This is a genomic window from Staphylococcus capitis subsp. capitis (genome assembly GCF_040739495.1).
GTDB classification, from domain to species: domain Bacteria; phylum Bacillota; class Bacilli; order Staphylococcales; family Staphylococcaceae; genus Staphylococcus; species Staphylococcus capitis.
This window is the reverse complement of record NZ_CP145263.1, coordinates 500,773-522,508: the sequence shown is the minus strand read 5'-3', so window position 1 is coordinate 522,508 and position 21,736 is coordinate 500,773. Positions and strand designations below refer to the sequence as shown.

General features: G+C 32.3%; 18 protein-coding genes and 1 pseudogene. 5 read left to right on the top strand and 14 right to left on the bottom strand.

The window, feature by feature from the left end; translation table 11 throughout:
* Nucleotides 1–219: 219 nt before the first annotated feature.
* From rsp to V6C74_RS02510, 3 genes and pseudogenes are all read left to right on the top strand, one after another.
* Nucleotides 220–2,324: pseudogene (rsp, locus tag V6C74_RS02520) on the top strand (AraC family transcriptional regulator Rsp).
* 68 nt (nucleotides 2,325–2,392) lie between these two features.
* Nucleotides 2,393–2,815, top strand: a complete 423-nt coding sequence (locus V6C74_RS02515) for a pyridoxamine 5'-phosphate oxidase family protein (protein ID WP_002432565.1) — start codon at nucleotides 2,393–2,395, stop codon at nucleotides 2,813–2,815.
* Nucleotides 2,816–3,159: 344 nt separating this feature from the next.
* Nucleotides 3,160–3,510: a DUF4889 domain-containing protein gene (locus tag V6C74_RS02510; protein WP_002432288.1), complete on the top strand. Its 351-nt coding sequence runs from the start codon at nucleotides 3,160–3,162 to the stop codon at nucleotides 3,508–3,510.
* Between the two features lie 172 nt (nucleotides 3,511–3,682).
* Here V6C74_RS02510 and V6C74_RS02505 read toward each other — a convergent pair whose 3' ends face one another.
* The 3 genes from V6C74_RS02505 to V6C74_RS02495 all read right to left on the bottom strand — a co-directional run bounded on the left by V6C74_RS02505 (nucleotide 3,683) and on the right by V6C74_RS02495 (nucleotide 6,248).
* On the bottom strand, nucleotides 3,683–4,963 hold the full coding sequence (locus V6C74_RS02505) for a cation:dicarboxylase symporter family transporter (protein ID WP_002432290.1): 1,281 nt from the start codon (nucleotides 4,961–4,963) through the stop codon (nucleotides 3,683–3,685).
* A 180-nt stretch (nucleotides 4,964–5,143) separates the two neighbouring features.
* Nucleotides 5,144–5,509, bottom strand: coding sequence for a DUF3139 domain-containing protein (locus tag V6C74_RS02500; protein ID WP_002432567.1), 366 nt, complete (start codon nucleotides 5,507–5,509; stop codon nucleotides 5,144–5,146).
* Between the two features lie 109 nt (nucleotides 5,510–5,618).
* Nucleotides 5,619–6,248, bottom strand: a complete 630-nt coding sequence (locus tag V6C74_RS02495; protein ID WP_002453908.1) for a nitroreductase family protein — start codon at nucleotides 6,246–6,248, stop codon at nucleotides 5,619–5,621.
* 165 nt (nucleotides 6,249–6,413) lie between these two features.
* Between V6C74_RS02495 and V6C74_RS02490 the strand changes: the two genes are divergently transcribed.
* Nucleotides 6,414–6,860, top strand: coding sequence for a MarR family winged helix-turn-helix transcriptional regulator (locus V6C74_RS02490; protein WP_002432941.1), 447 nt, complete (start codon nucleotides 6,414–6,416; stop codon nucleotides 6,858–6,860).
* Between the two features lie 290 nt (nucleotides 6,861–7,150).
* Nucleotides 7,151–7,567, top strand: a complete 417-nt coding sequence (locus tag V6C74_RS02485; RefSeq protein ID WP_002432517.1) for an Hsp20/alpha crystallin family protein — start codon at nucleotides 7,151–7,153, stop codon at nucleotides 7,565–7,567.
* Nucleotides 7,568–7,667: 100 nt separating this feature from the next.
* Here the strand turns inward: V6C74_RS02485 and V6C74_RS02480 are convergent, their stop codons facing one another.
* The 11 genes from V6C74_RS02480 to nirB all read right to left on the bottom strand — a co-directional run bounded on the left by V6C74_RS02480 (nucleotide 7,668) and on the right by nirB (nucleotide 21,686).
* Entirely contained in the window at nucleotides 7,668–8,840 is a 1,173-nt protein-coding gene (locus V6C74_RS02480) for a NarK/NasA family nitrate transporter (RefSeq protein ID WP_103175487.1), read from the bottom strand.
* 321 nt (nucleotides 8,841–9,161) lie between these two features.
* Nucleotides 9,162–9,818, bottom strand: coding sequence for a nitrate respiration regulation response regulator NreC (gene nreC / locus V6C74_RS02475; protein ID WP_002432902.1), 657 nt, complete (start codon nucleotides 9,816–9,818; stop codon nucleotides 9,162–9,164).
* An 18-nt stretch (nucleotides 9,819–9,836) separates the two neighbouring features.
* Nucleotides 9,837–10,871, bottom strand: a complete 1,035-nt coding sequence (locus V6C74_RS02470; RefSeq protein WP_002453911.1) for a sensor histidine kinase — start codon at nucleotides 10,869–10,871, stop codon at nucleotides 9,837–9,839.
* A gap of 9 nt (nucleotides 10,872–10,880) precedes the next feature.
* Nucleotides 10,881–11,333: a nitrate respiration regulation accessory nitrate sensor NreA gene (gene nreA / locus V6C74_RS02465; protein ID WP_002453912.1), complete on the bottom strand. Its 453-nt coding sequence runs from the start codon at nucleotides 11,331–11,333 to the stop codon at nucleotides 10,881–10,883.
* Nucleotides 11,334–11,352: 19 nt separating this feature from the next.
* A complete protein-coding gene (gene narI, locus V6C74_RS02460) occupies nucleotides 11,353–12,030 on the bottom strand; it encodes a respiratory nitrate reductase subunit gamma (RefSeq protein WP_002453913.1) in 678 nt (225 codons plus the stop codon).
* Entirely contained in the window at nucleotides 12,023–12,613 is a 591-nt protein-coding gene (gene narJ / locus V6C74_RS02455) for a nitrate reductase molybdenum cofactor assembly chaperone (protein WP_161799210.1), read from the bottom strand. Before narJ ends, narI begins: the two co-directional genes overlap by 8 nt.
* Nucleotides 12,591–14,144: a nitrate reductase subunit beta gene (narH, locus tag V6C74_RS02450; protein WP_016898602.1), complete on the bottom strand. Its 1,554-nt coding sequence runs from the start codon at nucleotides 14,142–14,144 to the stop codon at nucleotides 12,591–12,593. The genes narJ and narH overlap by 23 nt, the downstream gene beginning before the upstream one ends.
* Nucleotides 14,134–17,817 (bottom strand): nitrate reductase subunit alpha, encoded by a 3,684-nt coding sequence (locus tag V6C74_RS02445; RefSeq protein ID WP_002453916.1) that lies wholly within the window; start codon nucleotides 17,815–17,817, stop codon nucleotides 14,134–14,136. Before V6C74_RS02445 ends, narH begins: the two co-directional genes overlap by 11 nt.
* Before the next feature lie 216 nt (nucleotides 17,818–18,033).
* Nucleotides 18,034–18,972, bottom strand: coding sequence for a uroporphyrinogen-III C-methyltransferase (cobA, locus tag V6C74_RS02440; RefSeq protein ID WP_002453917.1), 939 nt, complete (start codon nucleotides 18,970–18,972; stop codon nucleotides 18,034–18,036).
* A complete protein-coding gene (gene nirD / locus V6C74_RS02435; protein WP_002432729.1) occupies nucleotides 18,963–19,277 on the bottom strand; it encodes a nitrite reductase small subunit NirD in 315 nt (104 codons plus the stop codon). The genes cobA and nirD overlap by 10 nt, the downstream gene beginning before the upstream one ends.
* A gap of 3 nt (nucleotides 19,278–19,280) precedes the next feature.
* Nucleotides 19,281–21,686 (bottom strand): nitrite reductase large subunit NirB, encoded by a 2,406-nt coding sequence (gene nirB, locus V6C74_RS02430; protein WP_002453918.1) that lies wholly within the window; start codon nucleotides 21,684–21,686, stop codon nucleotides 19,281–19,283.
* Between the last annotated feature and the right edge of the window lie 50 nt (nucleotides 21,687–21,736).

The window sequence follows — 21,736 nt, the reverse complement described above, 5'->3', positions numbered from 1 at the left end:
ATATTTATTATGTACTAAAAAATTCGTTTGCACTCTATCCAAAATTTTCAAAATAAGAACTCTATATTTCTAAATAATTATTTGTGTTGTGTACTACTTATAATTTTTGATTGGTTGCTTAACTTTACAAGGAAAAATTTTTATATTTCTCTATTACTATTTCAAGACGAATCGATTATAATAACATTTATTATTCTATAAGGAGCACAGTGCCGAATTATGACATGTCATTTAAATATTTATCAACAGTATCATTCACCCCCAACTCGAAATATCAATCGAATCATTTTAATGTTCTCACTTACAAATCATCTAGAAATTACGATTAATGGTGAAACTAAAGATTTAGATAATCATATTGCTATTATTAATCAAGCTGATATTTTTTATGTAAATCAATCCTCGAACTTGGTTATGCTCTCTATTCCTGTATTTTATTTCTATAGTGAGGATGAAAATTTCTTCAAATGTTATTTTGATCGACATTTACTTCAATCTAGCGGTTTTGTAAAAAATATTATTTTACAATCGATTCATCATTATATGAGCGAAGAAGAGCAAGATACTCAAGCTATTTCAAAAATTATTCAGACTTTATTTAAGGAAACAGTGATAAGATACAAGGAAAAATATATCCCTCAAGTTGCTATCAATCATCCAGTATTTATCCAAGGACTTAGCTACATTCATTCCAAAGTTTCAGATACGTTATCATTACGCGAAGTTGCAAATTATTGTAATATTTCTGAATCATATTGTTCAAATTTATTTGTTCGCTACTTAAATATGAACTTTAAAGATTACTTTACAAGTTTAAAAGTCATTTATGCCATAAAATTGCTATTATCTACAGATGATTCAATCAATGCGATTTCTGAACGCTCTGGTTTTAGTAGTCATACGAACTTCACTAATCAATTCAAAAATCATCTAGGCTTTAGTCCCAAACAATTCCGTTCTATGATCTCTAAAATTTCATTAAATCCAGTAATGGATTTTAGCCAAACTCATTTTTTAGATTACAAAGATTTAATCAATCAATTTGAATTTAATGATCAATTAGCAACTGAAATTACTGAGATAGATCTTAATCAATTTAATCCTAAAGATCATACCAAAAGCTCTAAAGCATTTATCCGATTTGAAAACTTTAACAAATTATTCCAGTTCGTTTTTAACGAGTACTACGATATCGATTTCTCTTATTTGCCACAACCCGTAGTATTTATCCAAGATATTAACGATATCGCAATTAGTCATATTAACCTTAATTTGTTAAATCGTTGTTTTGAAAAGTTATTCGAAATGGATATCGGTCTAGCAATGCAAATTAATTCTACGCAACAATTTGAAGCAATTAATCAAATCATATTATCATTTTTACAAAGCAATCAAGATTATAAGAATAATAAAAAGCTAGTTAAGCTCATGCTTGTTTTTAATTCAGAATATATGACTGTAAACGAAATCCATTTATGTCATTTAAAAATTAAAAATAAAAATCGTGAAATTAGGTATGGTATTACCGTTGAAGGTTTACTTCGTGATTCGCCTTCAATTGATCAAACTTACGATATAATGAAACGTCTTAACTTTGATTACTATTTCATTGACATTGAGAATCTTGAAACTAAAAATTTGTTATTAACCAAACGTAAGACATATCATCATTCATCTACTCATTTTGAAAATTACAAGCAATTTATGCTAGATTCAGGAATTCCAACTACAAATTTTGTATACAATAATTTATCACTTAAGTGTTTTAAGTATACTAATAATGGCACTAATCCATTACAGTTATCAGATTTAGTATGTCACCTTATCGCCCTTATGAGATACGGTGGTGGCATAAGTTATCAACTTATCGACGATCACTCACAATATATAGCTTTATTTAACAATTATGGTAGCCCTTTACCTTTAATGCACATTTATAAAATGGGTGATTCATTTGTCGACGAACCTTTAGAACTTGGGAATAACTATCTAATAAGCCGTAAAGATGGAAATTATCATATCTTATTATTTAATAAAATCAATGATCGTTATTTATCTGATAGTAAACAGAAGTTCATTTTCAAAAATAATTTAAAAAGAACTCCCTCATTATTATAAAAACGTTAAATAATGAGCACGGTTCAATCCAAAATCTACTTCCTAAAAGCAAAGAATTATTATATATAGAACGTAATATACTTGAAGATTTAGATAAATGTAATCGCCCTAAAACAGAATTAGCTATTCAAGAAGAAAACAACAAACCATTCCAAATGACTTTGAAGCATGATGAAGTTAAATATATATGTTTTAAACCCATTTAAGTGTTACAAGTGTCTGAGTTTATCATCATCAATGAATGGATATAGTAACTATTAAGGAGATGATGATTTTGGATAAACAAAAAGCAACTCAAGCAATTGAAAAAGTATTAGAAACTTCTAAAGTTGGCGTATTATCAACTGCTTATAATAACAAACCTAATAGTAGATATATGGTTTTCTATAACGATGATTTAACTTTATATACTAAAACTAGTATCAATTCAGTAAAAGTTGATGAAATTGAAGATAATCCACACGCTTACATTCTTTTAGGCTACAATGAGACAACTAATAATAGCTTTGTTGAAATTGATGCTCAAATTGAAGTAGTTAAAGATCAGAAAGTCATTGATTGGTTATGGGAAACACAAGATAAGACATTCTTCGATTCTAAACAAGATCCAGAATTGTGCGTCTTAAAAGTAATTCCTAAATCAATTAAATTAATGAATGATGATGAGTTAGATACTCCTATCACAATTGAAATTTAATATTTTAAAAGATACCGGAGAGGACAATGACATTGATTTGTTCCTCTCCCTATTTGTATTTAAAATTTCTTTTGTAAGAAACTCTGTATATTGGTGCCCTTACCAGTAAGGTTTACTATAAATTGTAAGGAGAATAATAAAGACGTATTTTCAATTTAGTTATCTATTCCGAATATTTTAAAATACTAAAATAGTTTATACATTAGCCAAGTTTTACGTTTTAAATATTATAATTTTATGAATTTTGAAAGTGTTTTATTTCGTGATTTTTGAAAATATGATTGCAATGTAATCTCAAGTTCTGTATAAATGAAGTAACATAAATAAAGGAGTTTTATTCAACTATGAAAAATAAAAAAGCATTAGGTTTTGGACTTATCGCAATTATGCTTGTGCTGTGTATCGTACTTGTCATTATGATGATGGTAGGTGGTAAAAAAGATACATATTACGGTATTATGAAAAATAGTACTACTATAGATAAAATGATTAGCGAAAAAGATGAAAAAATTGAAAAGAATGTTAAATTACCTTCGAACGCTAATGTTTCTGTAAAAAAAGAAGACTTTGTAATGATCTTTAAAGATGAAAAGTCAGGAAAAATCACAAAAGTTAAAAAAGTAAAACACGATGATGTACCTCATGGTTTAATGTCTAAAATTCATGATATGAAAGGCATGAACCACGGCATGTAAACGAATATTGAAAGAATTGAAAAGACCTTGAAGTGGAATAATATTCCCCAACTCAAGGTCTTTTTAATTTATTTATGTATATTGTTTTCATTTGTCTTGCGACAAATGCATAAGCGAATCTAAAAACTTAAGTTTTAAGATTCGCTAAAAAAAAAATGTCAGATATAGATTTTTATAGTGAATTAAGATACTTTTGGCCTTTTTCTTTATCGTATACCTTCTCCCATTTCGCAACAACAATCGTTGATAAAGCGTTACCCATTACGTTAACGCATGTGCGAACCATGTCTAGTAATCGGTCAATTCCGATAATTAATGCAAGACCTTGTGCTGGCAAGTGCATAGAGCCTAATGTTGTTAATAAAACTACAATAGAAACACCTGGAACCCCAGCCATACCTTTAGAAGCAATCATTAACGTAGCCATTAACACTATTTGTTCTGTTAACGATAAATGTACATCATACATTTGAGCTACAAATAATGCTGCAATTGATTGATATAATGCGGATCCGTCTAAGTTGAATGAATAACCTATTGGAATAACAAATGAGGTTACATCTTTTGGCGCACCAAAATTTTCCATTTTCTTCATAATAACTGGTAATACTGCTTCTGAACTTGAAGTTGAAAATGCTAGTAACAACTCGCTTTTTAAAATTTTCATGATTGAGAAGATACTAACTCCAACCATTCGAGCAACAATTCCTAATACAACTACAACAAAGAAAATCATTGCTCCAACTACTACTAATAAAAGTTTTAATAATGGAACTAAAGCTGATACTCCAAATGTCATAACAGTTGTACATATAAATGCAAATACTCCTATTGGAGCAAGTTTTAAGATTTTATTAATCATCCAAAACACTGCTTCTAATGTGCCACTTAGAAAACCTTTAACTGGTTCAGCTTTTTCTCCTATTGCTGCGAGACCTAAACCAAAGAATACTGCAAAGAATATAATTGGTAATAAATCACCTTTAGCTAATGATTCAAATAGATTGGTTGGCACAATATTTACAATAGTATCAATTAAATGATTACCGTATGTAGAAGCTTGTTCAGCTGAATGTGCAGAAGATTGATATTTAGAAATGTCACCTTTAGGTAGTTTATTATAATCTAATCCGGCACCTGGTTTGAACAGGTTACCAATTATAATACCTAACCCAATAGCAACTGTCGTTATAATTTCAAAGTAAAGGATTGCTTTCCATCCATAACTGCCTACCTTTTTCGAATCCCCTAAATTCGATATAGACAAAGCAAGTGCACAGAATACAATCGGAATAATGATCATTTTTATTAAATTTAAGAATATGTCACCAAAAGGCTTTATATAATTTGCTAAATTATCTTGTCCAAATAATAAAAGTCCTACGATGACACCTAGTACCAAAGCAATAATAACTTGCGTTGGTAAACTTATTTTTCTCTTGAATAGAGCCATAATGCAAACTCCCCTTCATCTGACATCACTTAATTATATCAGATAATATTAAAATAGCTACTTAAATTTTAAAGCTATTAATAAATAAAATATTTATGACTTGAAGTCAAAAATGTTAATAATAGTAAAAAAACACACGACTTCAAAGTGGATCATGAAGTCGTGTGTACTCTAAATTATTTATTTAGATGGTTTATAATTTTTATCAAAATCACTATGTTTCGCTTTCTTTATGCTTTTCTTCGTTTCACTATCAAAGCCTTCTACAAATATACCTTTATTTGTACTAATTGGTTGCATAACATAAGTGACATTAGATTCGTCTTTGAAAACGATTTCTTTGTAATACATCCCTTTTTTAGCACTATACAAATTATCTTGCTTTTTAATTTTATCTTGTAAATGATGTTCTTTGATATAACTATCCATAAGTTCGATATTTTTATGACCTTGATAACTTTTTAGACCAAAGAAAAATACTATGGCTAAAATAAGTGAAATGATTAATATAATAATTATTCTTAAAATGACTTGTTTTCTACTCATGATAGAAACTCCTTTTATACTTATCTTATTAAGTATGAACTAAAAGTTGGTTATATAAAAGAGATTATTTAACATTGTAACAAAATGTTCTCATCTCATGAATATTACTTTATAAATATTCTCTCACTTCATGAACAGGTAATCTTACAGAACCATGAGCTTCTTGAGCTTTTTTACCAATAGCAATTGCTAATACTGGGACATATCTATCTGAATCATAACCAATAATCTTAGCGATATTTTCTTTATCAAAGCCACCAATAGGATTTGTGTCATATCCATAAGCTTTAGCAGTTAGCATAAATTGCATAGCCATTAAACTACTATCAATATTTACAATGTCCTTCATACCTTCTCTTGACAAACTTTTATAATAAGGAAGAATCCATTCTAACATTTGAGTTTTAATTTCCTCTGTCATATGGGCTTGGTCTACTGCATCATTATAAATTTGTTCAGCTTTTTCGTAATTTTGTAAATCTCCGAAAATAATCACCATAGCCGAAGAAGTAGTAAGTTGTCTTGAATTAAATCCAAAAGCTTCTTTGATTTTTTCTTTTCCTTCGTCACTCTCTACAACAGCAATTCTCCATGGTTGCATATTAACTGATGAAGGTGCCTTTGTAGCTTTAGTAATCATTTCATCCATTTCTTCATGAGGAATTTTATATTCACTATCGAATACCTTTACTGATTTTCTTCCGTTAAGTACTTCATTGAAATCATTTAATCTTGTCATGGGATAATACTCCTTTATTCTGTATTTATTTGAGTTTCAAAATCAAACAAAATATATTCAAATGTCGTCTAAATTTAATTTAAAACAATTTGATTATAATGATGAAATCGGCACTTGACAAGTCATACACTTCATAATATTGTTACTTTAACAAGGAGTGATTAAATGTATGTAGAGAATAGTTATTTAAGTAAACAATTATGTTTTTTATTTTATGTTTCTTCAAAAGAAATCATAAAGAAGTACACAAATTACCTCAAAGAGTATGAACTAACATACACAGGGTATATTGTACTAATGGCGATCGAAAATGATGAGAAACTTAATATTAAAAAACTAGGTGAGCGAGTCTTTTTAGATTCAGGCACACTGACACCACTGCTCAAGAAATTAGAAAAGAAAGATTACGTTGTTCGAAGTCGTGAAGAAAAAGATGAACGAAATCTTCAAATTTCACTAACAGAACGAGGTAAAGAAATTAAAAAACCGTTATCTGAAATATCAATGAAAGTCTATAGTGAATTCGATATTAATCAAGATGAAGCTAAAGAATTAATTGAAAACTTGCAAAATTTTGTATCTAAAAATTTTGACAATAGTATAGAAAAGTGATACTTGTAGAGAAAAAGACAAAAGTAGACTTTTTGAAAATCTTAGGCAAATTCAACTTCAGCATTAACGACACAATTTAATAACATCAGTATGTATAGTAAGCTTTTGTCTTATTCTCTCGTACAATTTTTGACTTTTTTTATCCCCTAATTCCTACTAAACTTATAGAATACCTATTTTTTATTAAGTGTTATCACTTTACCTCTTTTCGCTCTCTTAATATAATGTAGTTGAAAAATTATTCTAATATATTCTAACTACTCATTTAACACTTTAAGGAGTGAATTCTAATGAATAATAATGATTTTTTCAATAATAATTTCTTCAAAAATGATCCTAGCGAATTATTTAAAGACTTAGGGAAACAAGTATACAATCAATTTTCATCAAGAGCATTTCCTACTAATATTTATGATAAAAATGATGCTTATGTATTAGAAGCTGAACTTCCTGGTTTAAGCAAAGAAGATATTTCACTTAAATTTGAACAACATATTTTAACTATTAAAGCATACAAAAAAATCAATAATGAAAATTATAAATCACAACTTAATGAACGTTCTAATGGTGAATTAGAAAGACGCTTTGAATTCGATGATATTGATAAAGAAGGTATAGTAGCTAATTACACTGATGGCGTATTATATGTCACATTACCTAAACAAATCAATGAAGATGACAAAGCTACTACAATTTCAATTCAATAATAATAAAAGGACCCTCAACTCTGAAAAAAGTTGAGGGTTTTTACTGTATAATATGCAAAAATATGTTAAATACAATTATTTATCTACATATTAACTATCATTAATCACTATAGAGTGTTGTACCTATTACAGTCTCTTTTTTATATAAATGAACCATTGTGATTAAAGCAATAAGTGCAAATAGTACTAATAAACCAAATGCAAGATGACTTGAACCTGTTAGTCCTGTGACAAATGTAATCACTAAAGGTGGGAAGAAACCACCCAAACCTCCCATCATAGAAACAATTCCATTTGCAGAGCCTGCTTCTTTCGAGAAATAAGAAGGTACTAACTTAAACACGAGGCCATTACCTATACCTGCAAAAACGCTTATAGTTAGACAACCAATAGTAAAATAGATGATTCCATCGAATAAAGTTAAAATTAAACCTCCAATAATCATTATTACAAAATCTATAATGAGTACTTTCACAGCATTAAATTTATCCCCTAAAACGCCACCAAGTGGACGTAAAAATGTTGCAAGAGCTATAAAAATACCGGATCGAATCCCTGCATCTACCTTATCGATAGTAAAATGATGCACTAAATAATTTGGTAAGAATAATCCAAATGCCACAAACGCACCAAATGTTATGAAGTACCAAAAACTCAAATAGTATAATTTATAATTTTTAGCCAATACTTTGACTTGAGATATTAACGGTACTTTGACTTTAGGTTCTTTATTATCTCCCAATAAGAACATTAATACTGCAAACAAGCTGATAATGATTAAATAACTTCTAACGGTATTTTGCCACCCTATTAATCCTGCCAAAACAGGTGCACAAAAAGATGAAATTGCTGTTCCTATATTGCCCATTCCATAAATTCCGTTAGCTAATCCAACTTTATCTTTCGTAAAATATTTAGGTAGCGCAGTTACTCCTACTGAGAATATCGCCCCACCGACTCCAAGAAAGAAGCCACAAATTATAAGCATCGTCGTACTTTGGGCTTGTCCTAAGAAAAATATTGGGAATAGCAACACTATAAAACTACTAAAGAATACCCATTTGGCACCTATAATATTTGTAAGGTACCCAAAAGGAGCTCTTAAAACTGATCCTAAAATAACAGGTATAGCTAAAATAATAGAAATTTGACTAGCAGAAATTTTAATATCTTGAGTGATAAATGGCATTAACGGAGATATAATACTCCACGCCATAAAACCTACTATCAAACTAAACGTTTGTAATGTAAGCTGGTAAACTCCTTTTTTCATTTCTTTTTCACCTTCATTAAGTTGATAGAATAATGATTAGTACCATGTCTATTTTTAAGAGAGGTCAAAATAATGAAATCTATAAATAATACATACGGGAATAGACATAGTACTAATTACAACTTTATTTTAGTTTTATTGTGAAAAAATGAACATAAGGATTTACCCTTAATATACTCAGCTTTTTCCCTATAAAAAGTATTAATAGTTAACTCTAAAAAATAAACATCATATGATACATGCTAATTTTAAAACACAAAAAAATCCTAAAAAATGATGAGCTTATCATCTTTTAGGACTTGATTAATCAACAATATGTTTTTAAAACTCGAGTAATTTCTTTTTTAGTGCATATTCAACAAGTTCAGGTTTACTCTTAAGGTTGAGTTTATTCATGATGTGTGTTTTATGTGCTTCAACTGTTTTCACTGAAACAAATAACTTTTCAGCTATATCTTTATTACCATAACCTTTTGCAATAAGCGGTAGTATTTCAAGTTCTCTTTTTGATAATATCTTAAAGGGATCTGAAGAATAACTCACTTCTTCCTGATGAGATTGATTAATAAACTCATTTACTAAAGAAGTGGTCATCTTCATATCTACATATGTTTCTCCTTTATATACTGTTCTTACAGCTAAAATTAATTGCTCATCAGGTGCATTTTTTAAAATATATCCTTTCGCTCCACTTTTTAAAACGTGAAATAGGTATTCCTCATCATCATACATCGTTAAAATAAGAATCTTAGTTTCTGGAAAACTTTCTGAAATTTTACTTGTAGCGACTAACCCTGATTCACCAGGTGGCATGCTCAAATCTAAAATTAAAACATCTGGTTTATACTCTAAAACCTTTTGATATGCTTCAACACCATCAGCTGCTGTTGCGACAACTTCCATATCTTCTTGATAGTTTAATATCATCGAAAATCCTGTTCTTACTACAGCGTGGTCATCTGCTATAACGATCTTCACATTCATTCCCCCACTATTTTAAATAGGTATGTCTAGTGTGACTATGGTTCCTTTATTGAGGTGTGATTCAATATTAATATTTCCATTTACTAATTCCGCACGCTCTCTCATACCGTAAAAGCCTAGTCCTGATCCTCTGGGCTTGTCATCCAAATTAAAACCTTTACCTCTATCTACTACTTCCGCTAACAAGCGATGTTCATTTTTACTAATATGAACCTCTATTTCATTTACTTCTGCGTACTTTAACGCATTTAGAACCGCTTCTTGAATCACACGATAGACAACAGTTTCAACTTCATTATCAAACCGTAATCCTTTAATATTGGAATGGTAATTAATTTGAATACCATAATTTTCTTCAAATTGCTTAAAGTAGGAATTAAAAGCGGCTTCTATGCCTAAATCATCTAATGACGAAGGACGTAGTTCCACTGATAGATTACGAATGTCATCAATGAGTTGCGACACTAAACCTTCTATTTGTTGCGTACTTTCAACAACTGTTTCATCTTGAAACTTGTATTTTAATAGTCGTAGTTCAACATCAATATTTAACATTTCTTGAATCACGCTATCATGTAACTCACGAGAAATGCGCTTTCTTTCATTCTCTTGAGCTTGTATAGATTTGTGAAGCATTTTCTGTTGATACATTTTCTCCTGTCTTTCAATTTGTGGAGAAACATTTTGCAAAGTAAAAGCACTAATTCCTCTTTCATCATCAATAGTTTGATAAGTAGCTGTATAAGGTTCTATTTTATTGTCCTTTGTCTTCATAAATACTTGGAAGTTTGATTTCTGCAAATGATTCGCTTCTAAAAAGCATTCTTCACATGACTGTAAATCATATTCATTGGAATATCCTTCACAGCGATTGCAAATGGCATGCGTCATTGCTTTATAATTATCTTCTTCAGATAATATATCTCTAGCAGCTCCGTTCATTGCAATAATTTTACCAAGACGATCGACAAAGACAATCTTTTCAGTCGTAGTATCATAATATTTATGCAACAAGTCTTCTACATTTAATTCAAATTTATTTAGCATCCTATTCACCTAATTCGTTTCTGTAAAAAACCCTATTTGACTTTGAATATCAAGTTGTTCTAAAGACTGTGGCAGAGGATGATGATTTCTTTGACCTAACAATAATACTCCATACATTTGATGGTCAAGCCAAAGTGGAACTGCTACAACAGCTGTTAACGATTCATTCAAAATAATTGGAAAGGCAATTTTCTCTGCTTGAGTTAGTGCTGTATCTACATCAGCAATTACCATGCGTTTTCCAGTTTTCATTACAGTCCCAGCTAAACCTCTTCCTTTTCTTAATATAATTAACTTATATCGTTCATTCGTATTACCTGAAACATATTTCCATTTGATTGGCGATGATCTAAGCGATCGTTCATACATCGCAATCCCCCCAAAATCATAACCACCATCTATTCTCAATCGGTCTAAATTATTCTGTAAACTTTGATTGTTTAATAAGGATTCTGGTCTCAATTTTCCCATCCTCTCGTCATCAAACTTTATTCTTGCGATAAATAATATATCTTCTATTCATATATGAAATCGGTACACTCCATACGTGGACTAATCTTGTAAATGGCCAACATGCAAATATTGTAAATCCTAGTAAAATGTGCAATTTAAAAGACCAAGGGACGTGAATCATAAAATCAGCATTAGGTGTAAACATAAACAGATGTCTAAACCATATCGCTATAGTTTGACGATAATCAAAATCAGGTTGAACTGCGTTGGTGAAAATTGTTGAATAACAACCCATAATTAATATAATCACTAATAAAATATTAACGAAAATATCAGAAGTTGAACTAAGTTTCCTAACATTTTTAATAGTTAATCTTCTTGAAGTAAGAAGTATCATTCCTAACAATGTTATTATACCAAAAATACTACCAATATATACTGCTCCTATGTGATAGATGTGATTATTAACACCTATAGATTCAAGCCAATTTGCTGGAATCAACAAACCTACAACATGACCAAAGAATACTGGAATCACGCCAAGATGAAACATCAAACTTCCCCATTTTAACTGTTTCTTTTCAATTAATTCACTTGATTTAGCCGTCCAAGAAAATTGATCATATTTATAACGAGCAATATGTCCAATAACAAAAATACTTAAACATAAATAAGGATAAATGACCCATGTAAATTGATTAAGCATGATTCCCCACCTCTTTATTAGAAACAATACATGCTTTTAAAGTTTGTCTTAACGCTTTGATGACATACGCATAAGGGTTGTTATTTTTAGCAAGATGATTAGCCATCTCATAAGTTCCATCCTCAATAATCATGATGATTAATTTTAAATTGTCTTCTGCACGAACATCATTTTCCCAGCGAGCTACTTGCAAAAATTGAAGCATTAATGGTAAGTAATCCGATAATTCATTGTCTATCATTTTAAGACCAAACATTTCATATAACACTTTAAGTTTAGCTAACATTTGCCCACGTTCTTTTTGAGTATCAAATCGATTATATGTCATGTATAGAGGATAGTTTTTACTGAAATCAAATGTGTCTGTATAAATTGCTTTAATTTCGGACAAAGAATAATTCATTATTATTTCTCTAAATGCACATAAATCTTCGTATGCTGGGTGAGATGCTTCAATTGTTTCTTGAAACACATTAGGGTGAAAGGTTAACTTTTCTGGAAAGTTAATTTGTTGGCCCAAGTAACCTAAACTTTCTTGATATTGAGCTAATTTCTGAAGATTAATCACGGAAAATCCCTCCATAGAAGTTATCATTGTATATCTCTTGTCCTGATTTACCTGAGCCAACTGCTACACCACAACCTTCACAATTTGCACCAAAGTATTCTCCACCATAACCTTGACTACCTTGTGCTCTATAGGTATCTAAATATGTTTCTTTGTGCGAAGTTGGAACAACAAAACGATCTTCATATTTGGCAATTCCTAATAAACGATACATGTCATTTAATTGACTTTCTGTTAAATTCAATCGTTCAAGCTTAGACACATCGAATGGTTGTTGGGTCACTTTCGCTCTCATATAGCTTCGCATCATCGCCATTTTTTGTAACCCTAATTTTATTGGTGCTACATCACCAGCAGTTAATAAATTAGCTAAATATTCAATAGGTAATCGCATCTCTTCTATTGCTGGGAATATCATATCTGAGTTATTTCCAGCATTTTGCCCTTCAAAATAGCTCATAATTGGACTTAACGGTGGACAGTACCATACCATCGGCATCGTTCTAAATTCTGGATGTAATGGAAAAGCCATCTTATATTCCACTGCTAATTTATACACTGGAGAATTTTGAGCTGCAGTAATCCATTCATGACTGATACCTTCTCTTTCGGCTTCGGCAATCACCTCTTCATCAAATGGGTCTAAAAATAAGTCTAGTTGTTTTTCATATAAATCCTCTTCATTAGTTGCAGAAGCCGCTTCTTGCACTCGATCTGCATCATATAACATCACACCTAGGTATCTCATTCTACCTGTACATGTTTCAGAACACACTGTTGGCATGCCCGTTTCGATTCTAGGAAAACAAAACGTACATTTTTCTGCTTTATTCGTTTTCCAATTAAAATATACTTTTTTATAAGGACATCCTGTCATACAATAACGCCAGCCTCGACAAGCGTCTTGGTCAACTAATACAATCCCATCTTCATCTCTTTTATACATTGCGCCTGAGGGACAAGAAGCAACACAACTTGGATTAAGACAATGTTCACACAAACGTGGTAAATACATCATAAATGTTTCATCAAATTGAAATTTGATATCTTCTTCAATTTGTTGAATGTTAGGGTCTTTAGGACCTGTAACGTGTCCACCGGCTAAATCATCTTCCCAGTTAGGCCCCCACTCTAAGTCAAGCTTGTCACCTGAAATGAGAGAGTGTGCCTTAGCAACAGGAGAATGTTTCCCCTCCTTAGCAGTAGTTAAATGCTCGTAATTATATGTCCAAGGCTCATAATAATCTTTAATCAAAGGCATATCTGGATTGTAAAAGATTTTACCTAAAGCAATTTTTGACCATCTATTTCCAGATTTTAATTCAAGTTGACCTTTCTTATTTAACACCCAACCACCTTTATAATGGCTTTGATCCTCCCAACGCTTAGGATAGCCAACACCTGGCTTCGTTTCCACATTATTAAACCACATATATTCTGCACCAGGTCTGTTAGTCCAAGTGTTTTTGCATGTCACACTACATGTATGACATCCAATACATTTGTCTAAGTTCAGTACCATTGCTATCTGCGCTTTAATCTTCAAGCCAATTCACCTCTTTCATTTTTCTTACCGCAACATATACATCTCTTTGGTTTCCAATCGGACCATAGTAATTAAAGTGATAACTAATTTGAGCGTAACCTCCAACTAATTGTGTAGGCTTTAGGTGAATTCTAGTAGGTGCATTATGAGAGCCTCCACGAGTATCTGTGATTTCTGAACCAGGTGTTTCAATATGTTTATCTTGTGCATGATACATAAACATTGTTCCTTTAGGCATACGATGTGATGTTACAGCTCTCGCGGTTACAACACCATTTCGGTTGTACACTTCTAACCAATCATTGTCTTTAATGTCATGTTCTTCTGCATCTTCGTTTGATAGCCATACTACAGGCCCACCTCTAAATAGCGTTAGCATACGTTCATTGTCCTGATAAGTTGAATGAATATTCCATTTACCATGTGGGGTTAAATATCTAAGTACTAAAGCATCTTTCCCACCTTTAACCTTCTTATCTCGTGTTCCAAATACCATTGGTGGTAATGTTGGTTTATAAACGGGTAAGCTTTCTCCAAACTGTTGAAATATTTCATGATCGATATAATAGCTTTGTCTACCTGTTAATGTTCTAAATGGTACGAGTCTCTCAATATTAGTTGTGAAAGGAGAGTATCTTCGACCATTTTTATTTGAACCTGGAAATACCGCCGTTGGAATTACTTCTCGTGGTTGTGATGTTATATTCAAAAATGAAATCTTCTCTGAAGCACGAGCTTGAGAGATATCCTTCAATGGCATTCCAGTTTGATGTTCTAAATCTTCATAAGATAGTTGTGATAATTTCCCATTAGTCGCAGAGGAAATATTTAATATTGCATCTGCGACTTTACGTGCAGTGTCAATTCGAGGTCGATGATTTCTTACCGAGTTTTTATCATTATCATTCCATGTACCGAGCATGCTTTTCAGTTCTTCATATTCATCTTTTACACTGAAACTTACTCCATGAGCGCCTACGTTGGCTTTTTCAAGTAAAGGGCCAAGCGTGACAAATTTATCGTAAATTTTAGTGTAATCACGTTCTACAATGGCAAAGTTGGGCATTGTTTTTCCTGGAATACCTTCAATTTCACCTTTCGACCAATCTTTAACAATTCCAAATTCAGAACCTAATTCTTGTTTAGAATCATGACCTAGAGGTGTTGTTACAACATCTTTGAATGTTCCTGGTAAATAATCCTTTGCCATTTCTGAAATTGCTTTACTTAAAGTTTTATAAATATCCCAATCTGAGCGTGATTCCCATAAAGGATCTATCGCAGGATTGAAAGGATGTATAAACGGATGCATATCTGTTGAAGATAAATCGTGTTTTTCATACCAAGTTGCAGCTGGTAGAACGATATCGGAATATAAAGGCGTCGCAGTCATTCTAAAATCTAATGACACTAATAAGTCTAATTTACCAACAGTATCTTCTCTCCATTTAATTTCTGAAGGTTTATCATCTTCATTAGGTTCAGCCATTAAACCTGACCGTGTGCCTAATAAATGTTTCATGAAATATTCTTGTCCTTTAGCGGAACTGGATATTAAGTTTGATCTCCAAACAAATAGTGTTTTAGGATGGTTCTTTCTTAAATCTGGATCTTCAATTGCAAATTGAGTCTCTTTATTTTTTATTGAGTCAATTGCTTTTTTAAGAATAGCCTCATTAGAGTCGTTTCCTTCCTCTTTGGCTTCTTCTCCGAACAACAGACTATTTTTATTAAATTGAGGATATGAAGGTAGCCAACCTAATCGAGCAGCCGTCACATTGTAATCTGCTGGATGTTGATGCTTAATATTCTCAGCTAATGGTGATTTAAATTGATCAACATTTGACTCCTCATATTTCCATTGATCTGTTGCAAAATAGAACCAACTTGTACCATTTTGTAAACGTGGCGGTCCTTGCCAATCCTTAGCAAAGGCAACAGTATTCCATCCTTCAATAGGTCGACACTTTTCTTGACCTACATAATGTGCCCAACCGCCTCCATTGACTCCTTGACATCCACAAAGTATTACTAAATTTAAAATCGAACGGTAAATCGTATCTGAATTAAACCAATGATTAATGCCTGCGCCCATAATAATCATAGACCGTCCATCCGTATCAATTGCATTTTGAGCGAATTCTTTAGCAACTTGAATGACTAATCCTCTATTGATACCAGTAATAGATTCTTGCCATGCTGGTGTATATTTGGATTTAACGTCATCATAGGATTGAGCTTCAAGTTCATGGTTAAAACGTTGAATACCATATTGACTCGCCATAAGGTCATAAACAGTTGATATATATACTTCTTGATCATTAGACAATCTAATCTTGCGAGATGGAATAGGTCTCTTAAACACGCCGTCACCCTTACTATCAAAGTATGGGAACTGGATAGTTTGTAATTCATAATCTTCTTCAACCATAGATAAAGCCGGATTAATTTTTGTTCCATCTTCATTCTCTAATTTTAAATTCCATTTCTTACCTTCTTCCCAACGCTGGCCCATCGTTCCATTTGGTACTACTAATTGTTGACTTTCACAATCAAAAATTACTGGCTTCCATTCACTATTCTCACTATCAATACCTAAATCACTTGCTCGTAAAAATCGACCTGCTTTATAACCATTTTCATCTTGATCTAACATAATCACGAACGGCATATCAGTATATTGCTTCGCATAATTGATAAACATATCGTTAGGTTCATTTTCATAAAATTCCTGTAAAATAACGTGCGTCATAGCTTGCGCTACTGCAGCATCTGTACCTGGATGAGGCGCTAACCAATTGTCAGCAAATTTCACGTTTTCTGCATAATCTGGTGCAACTGAAATGACTTTAGTCCCTTTATATCTTACTTCAGTCATAAAATGTGCGTCTGGTGTTCGTGTTAATGGTACATTGGATCCCCACATGATAATGTAAGCAGTGTTATACCAATCACTCGATTCAGGTACGTCTGTTTGTTCTCCCCATATTTGAGGTGAAGCAGGAGGTAAGTCAGCGTACCAGTCATAGAAGCTAAGCATTTCTCCGCCCAATAGATTAATAAATCTTGTTCCTGAGGCATAACTAATCATAGACATTGCAGGTATAGGAGTGAATCCTGCAATTCGGTCAGGACCATCTTTTTTAATCGTATATAAAATTTGTGCTGCAATAATATCTGTAACGTCTCTCCAGTTTGCTCTAACATTACCACCTTTTCCTCGAGCTTCTTTATATGCTTTAGCTTTATTTTCATCTTCTACTATAGAGGCCCATGCTGCGATTCGATTGCCGTTATTTTCCTCTAATGCTTGAGTCCATAAATCTAATAATTTCCCTCTAATGTATGGATATTTTACTCTTAGAGGACTGTACTCATACCATGAAAATGAAGCGCCCCTTGGACATCCACGAGGTTCAAATTCCGGCATATCAGGTCCGCAACTTGGGTAGTCAGTTTGTTGATTTTCCCAAGTAATCACTCCATTTTTAACAAATACTTTCCACGAGCATGAACCAGTACAATTGACGCCGTGAGTCGTTCTAACTACCTTATCATGGCTCCATCTTTCACGATACATTTTCTCCCATTCTCTACTCTTTTGCTCTAAAACTGACCAATTTCCATTAAACTTTTCAGTAGGCTTAAAGAAATTTAATCCAAATTTTCCCATTAATGACATCCTTCCACTTTGAATGCTTTTATCATTTCGCATTTATATCGTAGTATTCGTGTTCACAATGATTGTACATTTTTTCACAAAGTTTTAATATTAGGGAAATACCTAATTGAATAGTTTTAATCCCTAAAAAAAGGGACGACAATATTGAATTCGAGTGAATCCAATTTGTCGCCCCAGGCTTCCGAGGAGTATCAAAATTAATTCTATTTATGCTTGAATATAACTAATATCGTGTTGGTCTATTATATTTTTGTATAATACTTGTTGAGTATGGTGGTAACTGTTATCAAAATTGAGTAAACAATTCTTCCCTTCTTCATACAATGCTTCAGCTTTTAACATAGCGTTCTCTTTATCTCCATTAATCACGTACAAAATATGATTGACATCTTCCATGGTGCTATCCAGTACCATTTTATCTATTTCATTCACTAATGGACCTAATATACAAATTCCCGGTTGTCCCTCTGAATTATCTTCATTTAATAGTTGTTCAATCGTGCTTAACTTCCCGGTAATCACTTTTTGATTATAGCAAGTAGCATTAAAAACGATAGCTATTGGATAATCTTCACTAGTATAATTTTTAATTTGTTCGATGATTGCACCTAGTCGTTTAATTCCCATGTAAATGGCCAAAGTTCCACCATTCATTAAATTTCTTATATCAATATCTTTATTAGTAGACTCTTTAAAATGTCCAGTTGAAAAAGTTACACTAGGCGCTATTCCTCTCATAGTTAATCCTATATTGAGAGAAGCTACTGCGGCACTTGCTGATGTCACGCCTGGTATAATTTCATGTTCAATGCCATATGATTTTAAAGTATTAATTTCTTCAGTAACCCTGCCAAATATAGCAGGATCTCCACCTTTTAAGCGTACAACACATTGGTATTTTTCAGCCATTTGAACTATTTTTAGATTGATATCCTCTTGTTGAATGTGTTTGCAGTAAGGTTTTTTCCCTACATCAATCAGTTCAGTTTGAAAACTTGAATACTGTAGAATAAGAGGATTGACTAAACGATCATAGAGAATGACATCTGCATTTCTAATGATACGTTCTGCTTTTTTAGTTAATAAATTAGGGTTACCAGGTCCTGCCCCAATTAAATATACCTTTCCCATTGATTTTAAAGACATATATAAACCTCATTATCGATAACCTCAACAGTATAGGTTTGGACACAACCTGAATCTGGCTCTTGTACTTTTCCAGATAACAAATCTATTTTTTGGTCATGTAAAGGACAGTAAACATAATTTCCACTTACAGTCCCTTCAGACAATGGACCTTTTTTATGCGGACAGATATTACTTACAGCGTAAACATCTCCCTTTTCAGTAAGAAATATTCCAATTTCTTTATTATCTACAATGACTTTTTTACCTATAAGTGGTGTTAACGCATCTAATGTTGTAACTTTCACCTTTTCCATTGCTTTCATCTCTTACACCTTCTCAACTTCAAAGATTTTTTGTGCATTTTTATTTTCTACAATGGCTTGCCATGGTTCATTTTCTATAGCTTTTTTCGCTTCCATAATTCTATTAAATAATTCTTCTTGTCTTTCTTTATCTAATAAAACTTCTTTCACATTTTCAAAACCTAATCGACGAATCCACGGTGCAGTTCTCTCGGCATAAATACCAGTTTCTCTATAATATTGCATTAAAGCACCGCATAATTGAATGACTTCATCTTCAGTTTCTACTGTTGTTAGTAATTGTCCGACTGTAACATCAGTACCTCCATTGCCACCAATATATATTTGGTATCCATTTTCAACTGAGATGACACCGAAGTCTTTCACACCAGATTCTACACAACTTCTAGGACAACCGGAGACGCCCATTTTAAACTTATGAGGTGTATCAATATATTCGAAAGTTTTTTCGAGACGAATACCTAGACGAGTTGTGTATTGTGTACCAAAACGGCAAAATTCTTTTCCGACACAACTTTTTACAGAACGCGTTTTTTTACCATAAGCGGAAGCTGAACGCATCCCTAAATCCTTCCATACATTAGGTAATTCTTCTTTGTTTAAGCCATATAATCCAATACGTTGTGATCCTGTTACTTTTACGAGTGGCACATTGTATTTCTTAGCAACTTCTCCAAGTTTGATAAGCTGGTCTGGATCTGTTACGCCTCCTCTCATTTGAGGTATGACAGAAAATGTACCATCATTTTGTATATTGGCATGATAACGCTCATTTGCAAATCGAGAGTCTTGTTTATCTTGATGCTCCAATGGATATACCATATTTAGATAATAATTAATTGCAGGACGACATTTAGGGCATCCATTTTTATCTTTAAAATTCAACACACGTCTTACTTCCTTGGATGTTTTAAGACCTTTAGCTCTGATTTGAGTCACAATTTGATCTCTAGTAAGTTCTGTACAACTGCATATTCCTGAAGGTTTAGCAGCTACAAAGTCATCCCCGAGTGTATATTGAAGTATTTCTCCTATTTGTTTTTTACATTTACCACATGAATTACCTGCTTTAGTAGATTGGGTTACTTCATTGACAGATGTAAGACCTTCTTTAGTAATAGCGTTCACTATCGTACCTTTATTGACACCATTACAACCACAAATTGTTTCATCATCTGCCATATCAGCAATTGAAACTGAACCTGTATCATCACCTTTGTGTAATAATGAGACAAGCGTATAATCTTCGAGGGATTCATGTTTCTTCATCATATTATAAAATCGAGATCCATCATCTGTATCTCCATAAAGTACTGCTCCTACAACTTGTCCTTGATTTAAATATACCTTTTTATAAATATTGTCAATGCTATTAAAAATCTCGATACCGTGTATGTCATCATTTTCAACAATCTGACCAGCACTGTATAAATCACAACCAGAAACCTTTAAAGAAGTGAAAGTTGTTGAACCTTTGTAACCTTCTGTTTCATTTCCAGTTAAATAGTCAGCAAGAACTTTACCCTGTTCATAAAGTGGTGCAACTAAACCATAAACTTTACCATTGTGTTCAGCACATTCTCCAATTGCATAGATATTTGAATCGGACGTTTGTAGAAAATCATTGACTACAATACCTCTTTGAACATCTAATCCAGCATCTTTAGCCACCTCTGTATAAGGTCTAATTCCTACAGCCATAACGACTAAATCTGTCTCAATCACACGTCCGTCCGCTAATTCAACAGCTTCAACATCCTCATGACCTATAATGCGTTTTGAGTTGGCTTGCAATTCAAATTTCATGCCTTGCTTTTCAAGATCCGCTCTCAACATATCGCCAGCTTTTCTATCCAGTTGCATCTCCATTAACCATTCAGCAAGATGAAGTACTGTGACATCCATACCTTGGTCTAATAAACCACGTGCACACTCTAATCCAAGTAGCCCACCACCGATGACAATAGCTTTTTTCTTTTTACTAGCGATATCGATGATTTGTTCTGTATCTTGTATCGTTCTCCACCCGATAACACTCGGTAAGTTAGACCCCTCAATGGGTAACACAAAAGCTTTAGAACCTGTTGCGAAAATACAAATATCATATTCTAGTTCTATACCTTTTTGTGTAATAATTTTTTTAGATTGTCGGTCTACCTTTTCAACTGGGTCATCATTGATAAGTGTAATATGATTTTCTTCATACCATTCATAACTGTTCATAATCGTCTCTTCGACAGTCATTTTATTTTGTAAAATATTGGATAACATAATTCGATTATAGTTTGGATAAGGTTCTTTACCGACTACTGTGATATCATAGCGATTCGCATCTCGACTAATCAGTTCTTCTATAGTTCGTATACCTGCCATACCGTTACCAATCATTACTAATTTTTGTTTAGACATATCTATGCTCCTCTAATGTAAAAATTAATCTATAATTTATTACTAAAGGA